A 13,479-nucleotide genomic window follows, 5' to 3' on the forward strand; every position below is an offset into this window, starting at 1 on the left:
AATGGATTATTTGTCTGCGGCCAACCTTGCCACAGAACGCAATTGTTCGCCAGTACGCACCGCCAACACAAACTCGGCAACCCGTCTGGCTGACTTGATACCCTTGCCCTCTTCCACCCCGCTGGAGACATCCACGGCAAGAGGGCCGGTACGGGCAATGGCATCGGCAACGTTGGCCGCATCCAGCCCGCCCGACAGGATCAGCGGCAAGGCACACTGCGCTGGCAGCAGTGTCCAGTCAAAGGTCTTGCCGGTGCCGCCATGCGCCCCCTCGACAAAGGCATCAGTCAGCAGGCCGCGACTATCGGCGTATTCTGCGGCCAACCTAGCCCAGTCAAGACCCGGCTGTACACGCACCGCTTTCAGATAAGGGCGCTGGAACTGGCGGCAGAACTCGCCGCTTTCTTCGCCATGAAACTGCAGCACATCGATGCTGCAGGCAGCCAGCACGGATTCGACAAATTCGCGTGAGGCGTTCACAAACAGCGCAACCACCGTCACAAACGGCGGCAAGGCCGCGATGATGGTTTGCGCCTGGGCAATCGTCACATGCCGTGGGCTTTTCTCGTAAAACACCAGACCTATGGCGTCAATACCGGCTTCGCACGCGGCACGGGCATCTTCCGCTCGGGTAAAGCCACAAACCTTGATACGAACCGTCATGCCATGCTCCACAAGGTGAGTCGCTCCGGCTGCACCGCCGTCGGCAAATCAAAGTGTTCGGGGTAACCGACACCGGCCAGATACAGGCCGTCAGGCATGAAGGTAGGCGGGGCCAGTTTGCGGTCTGCCGCATCGCGCAGGCGGATCATCTCCTCCACCGTCATCGCGCCCTTGCCGGCATACAGCAAGGCACCCACGATATTTCGCACCATATGATGCAGAAAGGCATCGGCCGTCAGATCAAAGCGCAACAGGCCATTGGACTCGGTGATTGCCAGTTTCTGCAGGTCTTTGACTGGTGATTTGGCCTGGCATTCGGCGGCCCGGAAGCTGGAAAAATCATGTTTGCCGATCAGCACCGCCGCCGCCGCCCGCATGGCGGCCACATCCAGCGGCTGGTGATACCAGCCAACCCGGCCAGCCGTCAGTGCCGGTCGTACCGGATGGGTCAGCAGGAAATAACAATAAGAGCGGGAAAAAGCAGAAAAACGGGCGTGAAATTCATCAGGCACTTCGCGCGCCCACAGCACAGCCACGCCAGCCGGCAAGTGCGCATTGACGCCGCGCACCCAGGCATTCAAAGGGCGTGTAACCGTGGTATCGAAATGCACGACCTGCACCAGCGCATGCACGCCGGCATCGGTGCGACCTGCAGCCAAGGTTGTAATCTCGTGACCGGCAATGGCGGCAATCGCCGCATTCAGTTTGTCTTGCACGGTATTGCCGCAGGGCTGGGTCTGCCAGCCGGCATAGGCGCGGCCATCATACTCCACACCCAAAACGATTCTCGTCATCCCAGATTCCAAAGCAGAAAGGACACAGCAAGCAGGATCAACAGCAGCAGGCTGTCACGCCATGTCCATGGCAAAGTAAGCAACTTTACCTCATCCGGCGTGACTTGTGGTGGCGGCTCGGCCAGCACTCGCTGCCACTCGTCAAGCCGCCAGCGCGGCGGATGCTGCATCCAGTACTCGGCCAGCTGCATGGTCAGCGTCAGCCGCAGCAGCAAGCGCTCGACGGGCAGTCCCAACAGCCGCAAGGGAGACAGCAGCGCAGAGAACGCCATCCACATACCCTGCCTGCCCAGTAATTGCCAGCAGTAACGCAGGCCGCAGACCAGCCAGAGCAAATGCAAGGCCTGCTCAAGACCGTAACGCAAGCCGCTTAGCGATGGAGACCATGCATAGGCCGACAGCAGCGCAGGCCCTGGCAGCGCCCAGCCATGTGACAACACCATGGCCAGCAGCAACCATTTCATCCGCCGGCAAGACTGCCAGGCAATAGACCAGACCGGAAAATAAACAAGCAGCACTAAAAGTGGAAAAGACCAGCCAAGCCGGGCAAACGGAATGGCAAGCAAGAGCCAGCCCAGCAGCAGCAAAACCGGATGAAAGCCTGCGGCCAACTAGATTGACTCTCTTGCCTCGGGGAGAATACCGGCCTCGCGCAGCAAGGCATCGGCTGATTCGTTATCCCCCATCTCGCGATAAAGCTTCACTAGCTCGGCAATTTCGGCGCTAGGCGGCAACGTTTTGGCCATGGATATCTCGCGCCGGTCGTTGGCCGCCATATCCATCACGGTAACGTTTTCTTCTTCCGGCCAAGCCAGTTCAGCCAGCAAATCACGTCCTTCATCCGGATCTGTCTGCTCCGGCTCAGCCGCAGGCGCGGCAGCCATTTCATCCAGCACGAAAGTTGCCCGAGCCTGACGCTCGACATTGCGATAAAGCGGGTTGGCCTCATCCACCGTCTGGCCAAGCGACTGCACTCTTGACCACAAACCGCTATCTGGTCCGAACACCGCCAGCACATCCAGCGCGACCTCCTCAAACTCGCCCTTGTTGCCTTTGCGGGCAATCAGATCAAGCAGCTTGATGCGCACATCCTCGCGCTCCGGTTCGGCACGCAGCGTGTCGCGCAGCAGGGTTTCAGCCGCGTCAAAACGACCGTAAGCCATCAGCACATCGGCCTCGGCAAACACGTCGATCGCATCAATATTGATGGCATCAACAGTAGGCTGCACCAAGGGACGCTGACCATCCGGCAAGGACATCGAGGCAGTTACCGGCTGAGCCAGCGCAGTGAACAACTTCACAGGCTTGACAGCCTTTCTTTGTCGGCTCCGCCACAGCATCCATGCCAGCAGACTGGCAACCGAAATACCGCCACCACCCCACAGCAGCCAGTCATGCAGATTCTCGTCCAGAAAATGCTCTTCTTCTTTCGCCAGCGGCGCAGGTATGGACTCCTTCATGGTGCTGGCCGCAGACAGGCGCGCAATCTCGTCTTCGAGCCAGCGCATTCGCTCCTGTGCCTCTTGCAGGCGCTTGCTGATCAGCGCTTGCTCGGCACTACTCATGACCGGTGCAGAAGCCTGATTATGCGCAGGCGGCGGCACAGCCTTGCCTGCTGAGGCTTCGGTCTTGGGTGCTACAGGCACTTCGCCAACCACTGCCTTGCCTTCCAGGGCAGCGTCAGGCATTGCAGCTTCACCATTCGGGAACCGTAACCAGGAACCGGCAAACAGGATATCGGGATTATCTTTGGCAAATGCATGTGCATTCTTGCGCACTACCTCTGCCATCCACTCCGCTTCGCCAGATTTTGGCGCGTACTTTCTGGCCAAGGCAGAGAGAGAGTCACCGGCCTTGACCTGATAGCCCGCAGTCGAGGTTTCCCCCGGCTGCACAAGCGCCTGACGGTGTACACGCCGTCCTGCATCCGGCACACGGAATGAAAACTGACGACTCAGCTTGCTTTGCCCCAGATCGATATTCAACTTGAAAGCCAGCTTGGCATCCGCAGGTATTTCCTGCCCAGCAATCCGCAACCAGGTCCTCCCCTTGCGCTTGAGCAGCTCGAACCGACTAGCCTGCTTTCCCGGCACGCCAGACAAATCCGTCAGATAGAACTGCTGCGCCAGCCCCTCCTCTTGCGGCCAACTACCCAACAACTCCAGTTCTACCCGGAACGGCACCCCCCTGGACGACAGCAGCCTCGCCTCGCCAAGTGTTGGCGGCTGCGGCCCAGCCATCAACTTTTGTTCGTGAGGCGGTGCGAGCGGGGTAGGCTCTTTTCTGATCGGGCGCTCAGGCGGCAAACCACCGGCAGGCACATGATACTCGCGCACCACCTTGCCCGAAGCCCAGGATAGCTCCAGCGCGAAATGCAGATTCTCTTCTCGCGGCAATACCGGACCGGCAATACTGATCATGTACTTGCCTGGCTCGACCTCAATCGTACGAAAGCGCAGCTGCCCGGCCTTATCCGAGTAAGGCCCAAACATGGAGTAGCGTTCAAGCGGGGCAAGGACAGCGGAGGGCGAAGTCAAACCATACTCGGGCTCGACGGCAACCTCTGCATAGAAAGTCTCGCCAGGCGAAGACAATATCCGCAATGCTCCAAGCCCGGAGAAAGCGTATTGAGCCGACAATGCCAGCAGAAAGCCGGTGACAACCGGCTTAAGACGAAGACAACGCTTACTCTTGTTAACTGTCATTTAGCGAGCGCGCCGGTTGGTTACAGGGTAGCAAGCAGTGTTTCAGCTTCTTTCTTCAGGGTACCATCGGCCTCTGCCACCAGATCTTCCAGCACCTCGCGCGCGCCGTCCTTGTCACCCATATCCAGATATACCCTGGCCAGATCCAGGCGCGTTGCCAAAGGATCATCCGAAACAGACAAGCCCTCGGTACTCACTGCGGGTGCTTCTTCTGCCGCGGCGTCGGCAGCCAGATCTGGAACATCCAGACCAAAGTCGAAATCTACCGAATTGTCATCAGCTGGCGGCGAAACCTCCACTGACTCGGCAACCGGGGCAGGCAAATCATCAAGCTGAAAGTCAAAATCCAGCATGTGCTTATCTTCATTGGCCGGTGGTTCTTCGGTCTCGGGCTCCGCATCAAGCAAGGCCTCGATATCAAGCTCGGCTGCTTCGCCATCTGGCACCGGGGTCGCTTCTATGGCAGGCTCATCGCCCAGCAATGCAGCGCGCAGCAAATCATCATCGAGATCCTCTACCGGCGCAGGTGCTTGAGGCTTCGGCTCGTCAGCGGACATGCCCATCAGCTCATTATCCAGATCGATGTCCACTGCCGTCATTGCTGAACCTGTCTCGGCAGCTACCGCACCAGCGGCAATAGCACCGTACAGCGGATTGCCTGGGTCAATACTGCGACCAAGCTTGGCAGCCTTTTCCCAGATAGAGCCTTGCCCATCCATCGCAGCGTGCAAGGATTTGGCGTGATGCTCGAATGACTGTTTATCCTGCCGTGCCGCATAAACCTCAAGCAGCTTGGCACGGACATCATGTCGGGTCGGGTCTTTATTCAGGGCATCCTTGAGGATTTCTTCAGCTTGCTGATCTCGCCCGTAAGCCAGATAAACCTCAGCCTCGGCAATCGGATCAACATCACCATCCTCAGAGGCAGGCATGCCGGTACGGGTAAAATCAGTCAGGAATGTATTGCCACCCGCAGCAGCTTCCAGATTCTGCTTTTCTACCGAATCCTGGTCGAGCATGGCACCAACGGCACCGAGGTTGCTGGCTACGCCTTTTTTGGACTTTCTTCTGCGATACAGGATCAGGCCGGCAACGCCAAGTAAACCAGCTGCTACTGCCGCGCCAATCGCAGGCAGGAAGTCCATGATACTGTCGAGGAATGAAGGCCCAGTTTCTTCCTCATGCGCAGCAGGGGCTACAGCCTTGGCGGCAGAAGTAGCCTGCATTGCTTTTAGCCTCTCTTCAAGCTCGGTAATTTTCTTTTGGGCCTGCTGGAGCAACAACGCCTGCTCGGATAGTGCTGCGGAGCTGGCCTCGGCATGAGCGGCAGAAGCACCGGCATCAACTGGTTCAAGCTTCACAACCTGCTCAGGAACCGGCGTTGGCGCGACAGGCGCAGCAGCCGGCTTCGGCATCGCCTGTGCAGGCTTGGCTGGCTCAACTACCTGCGCGGATGGCTCAGTTCGAGCTCGCAAGATAGTGTCGACTTCCGCCGCAGACAGCCCCTTTGCCTTGACCTGACCAGGGACACGCAAGCGCGAGCCTGCTTTCAGCTTCGAAGGATCACCAGCAGTAAATGCACCCGGGTTTTCCTGAACGATAGCGGCCATAATCTGGCGCTGACTTGCTCCGGGCATAGACAAGCGAGAGGCAATCGACTGCAGCGTCTGGCCCGGACGGACCAAAATGTTATCAGGGGTACTTGCTACGGACGGCCGTACTGGCAAAGACGGAGTGAGCACCGGCTTTTTGCCAGCAGCTGGAATTTCAGGAACAAAAACCGGCACAGGAGCTGGTTTGGCAACTTGCTGACGTGGCTCGTAATCAACCGGGTCCAGCAGGATGGTGTATTCGCGGATCGAACGGCCATTCGGCATCCGGGCCTCGACTACAAAGCGCAAATAGGGATCACTGACTGCCGCATTGGACGTCACACGGATATACGAACGGCCATTGGAGCGTTGTGCCAGCGTAAAGCGCAGAGAGTTCAGAATGCCGGTGTATTCAACCTTAAGATCCTTGAAAGTGTCTGGCGAGGCCAAGCCAACACGCAACAAATCACCGTCACTACCACTGAAATCAATCTCTGCCCGTAAAGGCTCACCAAGATTCGAGCGAACAGCAATACCGCCAAGCCCGGCAAATGCACTCGACGCAAATGCCAGAGACAATACCATTACACTCAGTTTTTTCTTGGCCAGCATTCTCACGGGCTACCCTTCGGTCTGATTATTCTGTTTTACGCCGTCACAGCCATGCTATCAACAATAGTTACAAACAAAAGCAGCAAAAGACTGAAATAACATGCGAACTCATACCGTCAGCACACTTCTTGTTAGAGCATATAACAAGACTTGCAATCTGACGGCATGAAGTATACCCAAATATCAATTCAGCGTGGCGCCTTAGGCAAAATACCCACGTTTCATTAATGCTGCAAGCAGCGCCACTGCTGGCTGTGCAATACCGGCACGAACATTGTCGGCGGCCAACCAAAAAGACAGGCTACCCGAGGTATTGCAGCGCACACGACTTACCCACACCGCCTCATTGCCTGAGGCTTCTTGTGGCGTAACATAAGGCAACTCGCCAGCCGGCTCGTCCACCACCTGCAATCCTGCCGCAGCAAACAGCTCGCGCGCCTTGATCGCGGTCACCTCGCCGGCAGTCTTCACCGTTACCGACCAACCATGGCCAAAGAAGACCGGCACACGCTGACAGCTGGCCTCAATTTCAAGCTCAGGCTGTGCCAGAATTTTCTGCAGCTCACGCTCCAGCGAACGCTCTTCGCTACTGATGCCGTCTTCCGCAATATCGCCCACTTGCGGCAAAACATTAAAGGCGATGCGCTTCGGATAGACTTCAATCTCGACATCGCGCGCACCGAACAATGCCGTTGTCTGGTTTGCCAACTCTTCCAGCGCCTCGCGGCCAGTGCCGGATACGGACTGGTAGGTCGTTACGGTTGCGCGCTGCAGACCCAGTGCCTGCAAGGCAGCCAGCGCCTGCGCCACCGGTGTCACGGTGCAGTTTGGGATCGACACCAGCACCGGCGCATCGAGGCCATCCAGCAAGCGCTCGCCCACACCCGGCACAAACAGCGGCACATCCTGCTCGTGACGATACACACCACTGAAATCGATGACCGCACAACCGGCCTGGCGTGCTTCGGGCACCAGACGACGCGACATTTCGCCACCGGCAACAAAGATGGCAGCAGAAACATTGGCGAAATCAAAATCCTCTACCGAAACGACTTCCAGCTCCAGATTGCCATAGGAAACCACCTCGTCTTCCTTTTCGGCAGCATCCAGCGCAAAAACGCGACCAATCGGCAAAGACTGGGCAGACAACAGCTCCAGCACGGCCTCGCCTACCAGATTGGTTGCACCCACTACGGCAATATTCAGTTCAGACATGATCAACCCTGTAAAAATGAGAAAGGGCGCCAGCGGCGCCCTCGGGACAGCTATACGTCTATTTTAACGCTCAATCAGGATGCGCAACATACGACGCAGCGGTTCGGCCGCGCCCCACAGCAGCTGATCGCCGATCACGAAGGCCGACAGATACTCGCCACCCATGTTCAGCTTGCGCACGCGGCCAACACCAACCTGCAGGCCACCGGTGATCGATGCCGGTGTCAGCTCTTTCACACTGATCTCGCGATCGTTCGGCACCCACTTCACCCAGTCGTTGCCCGACTTGATGATGGCTTCGATTTCTGCCAGCGGCAGGTCTTTCTTCAGCTTTACGGTCAGCGCCAGGCTGTGGCAGCGCATGGCGCCGATGCGCACGCACAGGCCATCTACCGGAATGGTAGCGTCGGTGCCGAGAATCTTGTTCACTTCGGCCTGACCTTTCCACTCCTCCTTGGACTGGCCGTTTTCCAGCTGCTTGTCGATCCACGGGATCAGACCACCAGCCAGCGGTGCACCGAAGTATTCGGTCGGCACGTCTTCGCGGATGGAGGCAGCCACCTTGCGGTCGATATCCAGAATCGCGGACGATGGAGTCGCCAGCTCGTCAGCGACGGCTGCATGCACTACGCCCATGCCCTTCAGCAGTTCGCGCATGTGGTTGGCACCGCCACCGGAAGCTGCCTGGTAGGTCATCGAGGAAACCCACTCGACCAGACCTTCACGGAACAGACCGCCCATGCCCATCAGCATGATGGAGTTGGTACAGTTGCCGCCGATGTAATCCTTCACGCCCTTGGCCAGTGCCGCGTCGATCACGTTGCGGTTTACCGGGTCGAGGATGATGACAGCGTCGTCAGCCATGCGCAGTGTGGAGGCTGCGTCAATCCAGTAGCCATTCCAGCCGGCTTCGCGCAGCTTGCCATACACCTCGGTGGTGTAATCACCGCCCTGGCAGGTCACGATTACATCCATGGCCTTCAGTTCGTCGATATTGCGCGCATCTTTCAGCGGCGGTACGTCGCGGCCAACGTTTGGCGCCTGACCACCGACATTGGAGGTGGTGAAGAACACCGGCTCCTTGATGACAGAAAAATCATTCTCTTCCAGCATGCGCTGCATCAGCACGGAACCGACCATGCCGCGCCAGCCTACAAAACCTACTCGCACGATATTTCTCCTGAATGTCTCGGGTGTTCAAATTTATCCGCCACCATTCTTGGCGGTGGCTATGAAGTGGTCTACCCCATTGTGCAGGGCAACAGCGCTCTGCACAATGGGGTAGCCGTTTTTTATTGCAACTGCATTAAAACAGCCAGTTACAGCGCAGCAATCACCGCGTCACCCATGCCGGAGCAGCTGACTTTCTCGCAGCCGGCTTCAAAAATATCCGCCGTACGATAACCCTGTGCCAGCACGCGCTTGACCGCGTTTTCGACACGCTGTGCGGCCTCTTCCTGGTTGAAGGTGTAACGCAGCATCATCGCCGCCGACAGGATGGTTGCCAGCGGGTTGGCAAGGTTCTTGCCGGCGATGTCCGGGGCGGAACCATGGCTAGGCTCGTACAGGCCCTTGTTGTTCTGATCCAGAGAAGCGGACGGCAACATGCCGATCGAGCCGGTCAGCATCGAGGCCTCGTCGGACAGGATGTCACCAAAGATATTGCCGGTCACCATCACATCGAACTGTTTCGGATTACGGATCAGCTGCATGGCGGCGTTGTCGACATACATATGGCTGAGTTCCACCTGCGGATACTCGCGTGCCACGTCGATCATGATTTCTTTCCAGAACTCGGTGGTTTCCAGCACATTCGCCTTGTCCACCGAGCACAGCTTCTTGTTGCGCTTCATCGCAATACCGAAGGCCACGTGGGCGATGCGGCGAATCTCGCTTTCGCTGTAGCGCATGGTGTTATAAGCCTCGCGCTCGCCCAGCTCGTTCACCGCGATACCGCGTGGTTGGCCAAAATAGATATCGCCGGTCAGCTCGCGCACGATCATGATATCGAGGCCAGACACGACTTCTGGCTTCAGCGTCGAGGCATTGGCCAGCTCCGGATACAGAATCGCCGGGCGCAGGTTGGCAAACAGGTTCAGATCCTTGCGAATTGCCAGCAGGCCACGCTCCGGACGCAGCGGTCGATCCAGCTTGTCGTACTGCGGGCCGCCTACCGCACCCAGCAGCACCGCATCTGCCTGACGGCACAGATTCTGGGTAAACGACGGGTAGGGCTGGCCGAATTCGTCATAAGCCGCACCACCCAGTGGCGCTTCTTCCATCTCGATCGGCAGGCCGTCACTACGCAGTACTTCCAGCACGCGTTTTGCCTGGCTAATGATTTCCGGACCGATGCCGTCACCCGGCAGAACTGCAATTTTCATGATCTCTATCCCTTGTTTACGGCGTTGTTCTTTTGGCAAAGGTTGGCCGCATGCGGCCAACCTTTGTTGATGTCAGGCAAACAGCCACGGCTGAGCGGCGCGACGCTGCGCTTCATAAGCCTTGATCTTGTCGGCGTGCTGCAAAGTCAGACCAATTTCGTCCAGACCACCAAGCAGACAATGCTTGCGATGCTCGGTGATATCAAAGGCAAATGTCTGGCCGGCTGGCGTGGTGATGGTTTGCGCCGCCAGATCGACATTCAGCTGATAGCCTTCGGTCGCTTCGCACTCGCGGAACAGCTGATCGACGACTTCGGCAGGCTGCACGATGGGCAGCAGGCCGTTCTTGTAGCAGTTATTGAAAAAAATGTCGGCGAAAGACGGCGCGATGATCACGCGAAAGCCCTGGTCTTCCAGTGCCCACGGCGCGTGCTCACGCGAGGAGCCACAGCCGAAGTTCTCGCGCGCCAGCAGCACCTGGGCACCAGCATAACGCGCAAAGTTCAGCACGAAATCCGGATTCAGCGGACGGACGCTATTGTCCATGCCTGGCTCGCCATGATCGAGATAACGCCACTCATCAAACAGATTGGGGCCGAAACCGGAACGCTTGATCGACTTCAGAAACTGCTTGGGGATGATGGCATCGGTATCAACGTTGGCACGATCCAGCGGACACACGAGGCCGTTCAGAGTAGTAAATGCTTTCATTGTGCAGCCCTTTCTATGGCAGCCCCCGCCTTCTTGATGTCTTTGCCCACACCGGAGACGGTATTGCAGGCGGCCAGGCTCAGTACAATGGCAAGCGCAGTCAGAATACGGGTAGTCATGGCAATAATCCTTTTCGGTACAGGTCAGCAATCAGTCAATGATACGTCTGACCTGCCGCGACTTACAGGGTTCTGATGTCAACAAAATGACCAGCCACTGCTGCCGCCGCGGCCATGGCCGGGCTGACGAGGTGGGTACGGCCACCCTGGCCCTGACGGCCTTCGAAGTTACGGTTGGAGGTCGAGGCGCAACGCTCACCCGGTTGCAGACGGTCGGCATTCATCGCCAGACACATCGAACAGCCCGGCTCGCGCCATTCGAAACCGGCAGCCACGAAGACCTTGTCCAGCCCCTCGGCCTCGGCCTGCGCCTTGACAAGGCCGGAGCCCGGCACCACCAGCACCTGCTTGACGTTGTCCGCCTTGCTGCGCCCCTTGGCCACCGCTGCGGCTTCGCGCAGGTCTTCGATACGCGAGTTGGTACAGGAGCCGATAAACACCACATCCACTGCGATCTCGCTCATTGGCGTGCCGGCTTGCAAGCCCATATAGGCCAGCGCGCGCTCGATCGAGCCTTTCTTCACCGGATCAGCCTCGGCCGCCGGATCCGGCACGCGACCGTTGATGTCGGTCACCATCTCGGGCGAAGTGCCCCAGGTCACTTGCGGCTGGATGTTGGCCGCATCGAGTACCACCACTTCATCGAAGTGTGCACCCTCGTCGGAGTGCAGCGTGTTCCAGTAGGCCACAGCGGCATCCCACTGCTCGGCGTTCGGCGCGAACGGACGGCCTTTGACGTAGTCGATGGTTTTCTGGTCGACGGCCACCAGGCCGGAACGCGCTCCGGCTTCGATCGCCATATTGCACAAGCTCATGCGACCTTCCATCGACAGCTCGCGGATCGCTTCGCCACCAAACTCGATGGCGTAGCCGGTACCGCCGGCGGTGCCGATCACACCGATAATCGCCAGCGCCACATCCTTGCCGGTGATGCCGGCCGGCAGCTTGCCATCGACGCGCACCAGCATGTTTTTGGATTTCTTGGCAACCAGCGTCTGGGTGGCCATCACGTGCTCGACTTCCGAAGTGCCGATGCCGTGCGCCAGTGCGCCAAACGCACCGTGGGTGGAAGTATGGCTGTCACCACAGACCACAGTCATGCCCGGCAGGGTGGCCCCCTGCTCCGGCCCCATTACGTGCACGATGCCCTGACCCTTGTCCTTGAACGGGAAGTAAGCGAGCGCGCCGAAAGACTTGATATTGGCGTCCAGCGTCTCGACCTGCTGACGCGAGATCGGGTCCTGAATGCCCTTGTCCCAATCATTGGTCGGGGTATTGTGGTCGGCAGTCGAAACCACCGAATCCACGCGCCACAGCGGGCGGCCGGCCAGCTTCAGGCCTTCGAAGGCTTGCGGGCTGGTGACTTCGTGCACCAGATGGCGGTCGATATACAGCAATACCGTGCCATCGGCCTCGGTATGGACGACATGGCTGTCCCACAGTTTGTCGTAGAGCGTCTTGGCGGTCATGGCTTGATCTTCTCCTCGTCCGGTGCCGGCTTGCGGCCAACGTTGGCCGCAATGCGCGGCGGATGAGGCTATCTTGAACCAGCCTGACTCCTAGTACAAGATAAGGATTTATACTAGTACTGAAACTAACAGCCAGCTGCGCCAAAATGCAAAATGGGCCGGCACATGGCCAGCCCTTTCTTAATCCAGCAACGATGCAAGCATCAAGGCTGGCGCTTGTACTCCACATCACAGTCGGTCATCACGATGACGCGCGGATGGGTTTGCAGCAGCGATGCCGGCACCTGGGTGGTAATCGGACCGTTGAGCGTAGCATCCAGAATGGCGGCTTTTTCAGCACCCTTCACCACCAGCAGAATGGTCTTGGCCTGCATGATGGAGCCCATGCCCATGGTAACGGCGTGGGTCGGCACTTCTTCAAGGCTGTTGAAGAAGCGCTTGTTGGCCTCGCGCGTTTCTTCCTTCAGCGTCACCTTGTAGGTGAAGCGGGACAAATGGGTGTCCGGCTCGTTGAAACCGATATGGCCATTGTGACCAATGCCCAGCAGCTGCAGATCAACCGCGCCCTGCTCATACATCATGTGATCGTAACGACGGCACTCTTCGTCGATATCCGTCGCATTGCCATTGGGTACGTGGGTGTTTTCCGCGCGGATATCGATGTGATCAAACAGATTGCGCTGCATGAAGGCACGGTAGGACTCCGGATGGGTAACCGGCAGGCCGACATACTCGTCCAGATTGAAAGTGCGCGCATCCTTGAAGCTGACCAGACCATCCTGGTAGGACTTGACGATTTCCTTGTACAAACCCACTGGTGTGCCACCAGTTGCCATGCCAAGGATGGCATTCGGCTTGATGCGGACAGTGGAAATGATCAGATCGGCAGCGGCACGATCCAGATCCGCCTGAGTCTTGAATTTATGCAGAATCATGGGACAGCTTTCAGATACGGGCGGGATGAAAACAAGGACATGCCGATACGGCACCCGCTCTCACCCTGTGTTGAAACACCCTGATCGCATGAATACTCTCTGCCTTCAGGGACAAACGCACAGAATACATACCACACTAATACCACTGCAAGTCCAAAATACCCAGCTGCTCGATAAATTTACCGTGCTCCCGCTGGCGAACTGTGGCTTACAGCAACATCAAGCCGGTCTGACCGCGCCCGTCAGGCCGGGTCGCCGCAACGCTTGGGGTTATAATCCG

General features: G+C 58.0%; 12 protein-coding genes. All 12 read right to left on the reverse strand.

Going from position 1 to position 13,479, the window contains the following annotated elements; genetic code table 11:
* Positions 1 to 6: 6 nt before the first annotated feature.
* The 12 genes from ACZ9W6_RS01905 to nagB all read right to left on the reverse strand — a co-directional run bounded on the left by ACZ9W6_RS01905 (position 7) and on the right by nagB (position 13,199).
* Positions 7 to 663, reverse strand: a complete 657-nt coding sequence (locus ACZ9W6_RS01905) for a phosphoribosylanthranilate isomerase (protein WP_465189364.1) — start codon at positions 661 to 663, stop codon at positions 7 to 9.
* On the reverse strand, positions 660 to 1,457 hold the full coding sequence (gene truA / locus ACZ9W6_RS01910) for a tRNA pseudouridine(38-40) synthase TruA (protein ID WP_465189365.1): 798 nt from the start codon (positions 1,455 to 1,457) through the stop codon (positions 660 to 662). The genes ACZ9W6_RS01905 and truA overlap by 4 nt, the downstream gene beginning before the upstream one ends.
* Positions 1,454 to 1,921 carry a hypothetical protein gene (locus ACZ9W6_RS01915; RefSeq protein WP_465189366.1) on the reverse strand — a complete coding sequence of 156 codons (468 nt, stop codon included), beginning with the start codon at positions 1,919 to 1,921 and terminating at the stop codon, positions 1,454 to 1,456. Before ACZ9W6_RS01915 ends, truA begins: the two co-directional genes overlap by 4 nt.
* Positions 1,922 to 2,068: 147 nt before the next feature.
* Positions 2,069 to 4,162: a type IV pilus assembly protein FimV gene (locus ACZ9W6_RS01920; protein WP_465189367.1), complete on the reverse strand. Its 2,094-nt coding sequence runs from the start codon at positions 4,160 to 4,162 to the stop codon at positions 2,069 to 2,071.
* 20 nt (positions 4,163 to 4,182) lie between these two features.
* Positions 4,183 to 6,366: a motility hub landmark protein FimV gene (locus tag ACZ9W6_RS01925; RefSeq protein ID WP_465189368.1), complete on the reverse strand. Its 2,184-nt coding sequence runs from the start codon at positions 6,364 to 6,366 to the stop codon at positions 4,183 to 4,185.
* 201 nt (positions 6,367 to 6,567) lie between these two features.
* Positions 6,568 to 7,581 (reverse strand): aspartate-semialdehyde dehydrogenase, encoded by a 1,014-nt coding sequence (locus ACZ9W6_RS01930; protein WP_465189369.1) that lies wholly within the window; start codon positions 7,579 to 7,581, stop codon positions 6,568 to 6,570.
* A 63-nt stretch (positions 7,582 to 7,644) separates the two neighbouring features.
* Complete coding sequence (gene asd / locus ACZ9W6_RS01935) at positions 7,645 to 8,751, reverse strand: aspartate-semialdehyde dehydrogenase (protein ID WP_465189370.1); 1,107 nt, start codon at positions 8,749 to 8,751, stop codon at positions 7,645 to 7,647.
* A 149-nt stretch (positions 8,752 to 8,900) separates the two neighbouring features.
* Positions 8,901 to 9,965 carry a 3-isopropylmalate dehydrogenase gene (gene leuB / locus ACZ9W6_RS01940; RefSeq protein ID WP_465189371.1) on the reverse strand — a complete coding sequence of 355 codons (1,065 nt, stop codon included), beginning with the start codon at positions 9,963 to 9,965 and terminating at the stop codon, positions 8,901 to 8,903.
* Positions 9,966 to 10,037: 72 nt separating this feature from the next.
* A complete protein-coding gene (gene leuD / locus ACZ9W6_RS01945; RefSeq protein ID WP_465189372.1) occupies positions 10,038 to 10,676 on the reverse strand; it encodes a 3-isopropylmalate dehydratase small subunit in 639 nt (212 codons plus the stop codon).
* Positions 10,673 to 10,795, reverse strand: coding sequence for an entericidin A/B family lipoprotein (locus tag ACZ9W6_RS01950; RefSeq protein WP_465189373.1), 123 nt, complete (start codon positions 10,793 to 10,795; stop codon positions 10,673 to 10,675). The genes leuD and ACZ9W6_RS01950 overlap by 4 nt, the downstream gene beginning before the upstream one ends.
* Before the next feature lie 62 nt (positions 10,796 to 10,857).
* Positions 10,858 to 12,264 (reverse strand): 3-isopropylmalate dehydratase large subunit, encoded by a 1,407-nt coding sequence (leuC, locus tag ACZ9W6_RS01955; protein WP_465189375.1) that lies wholly within the window; start codon positions 12,262 to 12,264, stop codon positions 10,858 to 10,860.
* Between the two features lie 203 nt (positions 12,265 to 12,467).
* On the reverse strand, positions 12,468 to 13,199 hold the full coding sequence (gene nagB, locus ACZ9W6_RS01960) for a glucosamine-6-phosphate deaminase (RefSeq protein ID WP_465189376.1): 732 nt from the start codon (positions 13,197 to 13,199) through the stop codon (positions 12,468 to 12,470).
* Positions 13,200 to 13,479: the final 280 nt, after the last annotated feature.

Source organism: Vogesella lacus (assembly GCF_979366295.1).

What these genes read in the sequence shown, in the direction of transcription:
- ACZ9W6_RS01905 (WP_465189364.1), bottom strand. Translation starts at nt 663, where the DNA reads ATGACGGTTCGTATCAAGGTTTGTGGCTTTACCCGAGCGGAAGATGCC.
- truA (WP_465189365.1), bottom strand. Translation starts at nt 1,457, where the DNA reads ATGACGAGAATCGTTTTGGGTGTGGAGTATGATGGCCGCGCCTATGCC.
- ACZ9W6_RS01915 (WP_465189366.1), bottom strand. Translation starts at nt 1,921, where the DNA reads ATGAAATGGTTGCTGCTGGCCATGGTGTTGTCACATGGCTGGGCGCTG.
- ACZ9W6_RS01920 (WP_465189367.1), bottom strand. Translation starts at nt 4,162, where the DNA reads ATGACAGTTAACAAGAGTAAGCGTTGTCTTCGTCTTAAGCCGGTTGTC.
- ACZ9W6_RS01925 (WP_465189368.1), bottom strand. Translation starts at nt 6,366, where the DNA reads ATGCTGGCCAAGAAAAAACTGAGTGTAATGGTATTGTCTCTGGCATTT.
- ACZ9W6_RS01930 (WP_465189369.1), bottom strand. Translation starts at nt 7,581, where the DNA reads ATGTCTGAACTGAATATTGCCGTAGTGGGTGCAACCAATCTGGTAGGC.
- leuB (WP_465189371.1), bottom strand. Translation starts at nt 9,965, where the DNA reads ATGAAAATTGCAGTTCTGCCGGGTGACGGCATCGGTCCGGAAATCATT.
- leuD (WP_465189372.1), bottom strand. Translation starts at nt 10,676, where the DNA reads ATGAAAGCATTTACTACTCTGAACGGCCTCGTGTGTCCGCTGGATCGT.
- ACZ9W6_RS01950 (WP_465189373.1), bottom strand. Translation starts at nt 10,795, where the DNA reads ATGACTACCCGTATTCTGACTGCGCTTGCCATTGTACTGAGCCTGGCC.
- leuC (WP_465189375.1), bottom strand. Translation starts at nt 12,264, where the DNA reads ATGACCGCCAAGACGCTCTACGACAAACTGTGGGACAGCCATGTCGTC.
- nagB (WP_465189376.1), bottom strand. Translation starts at nt 13,199, where the DNA reads ATGATTCTGCATAAATTCAAGACTCAGGCGGATCTGGATCGTGCCGCT.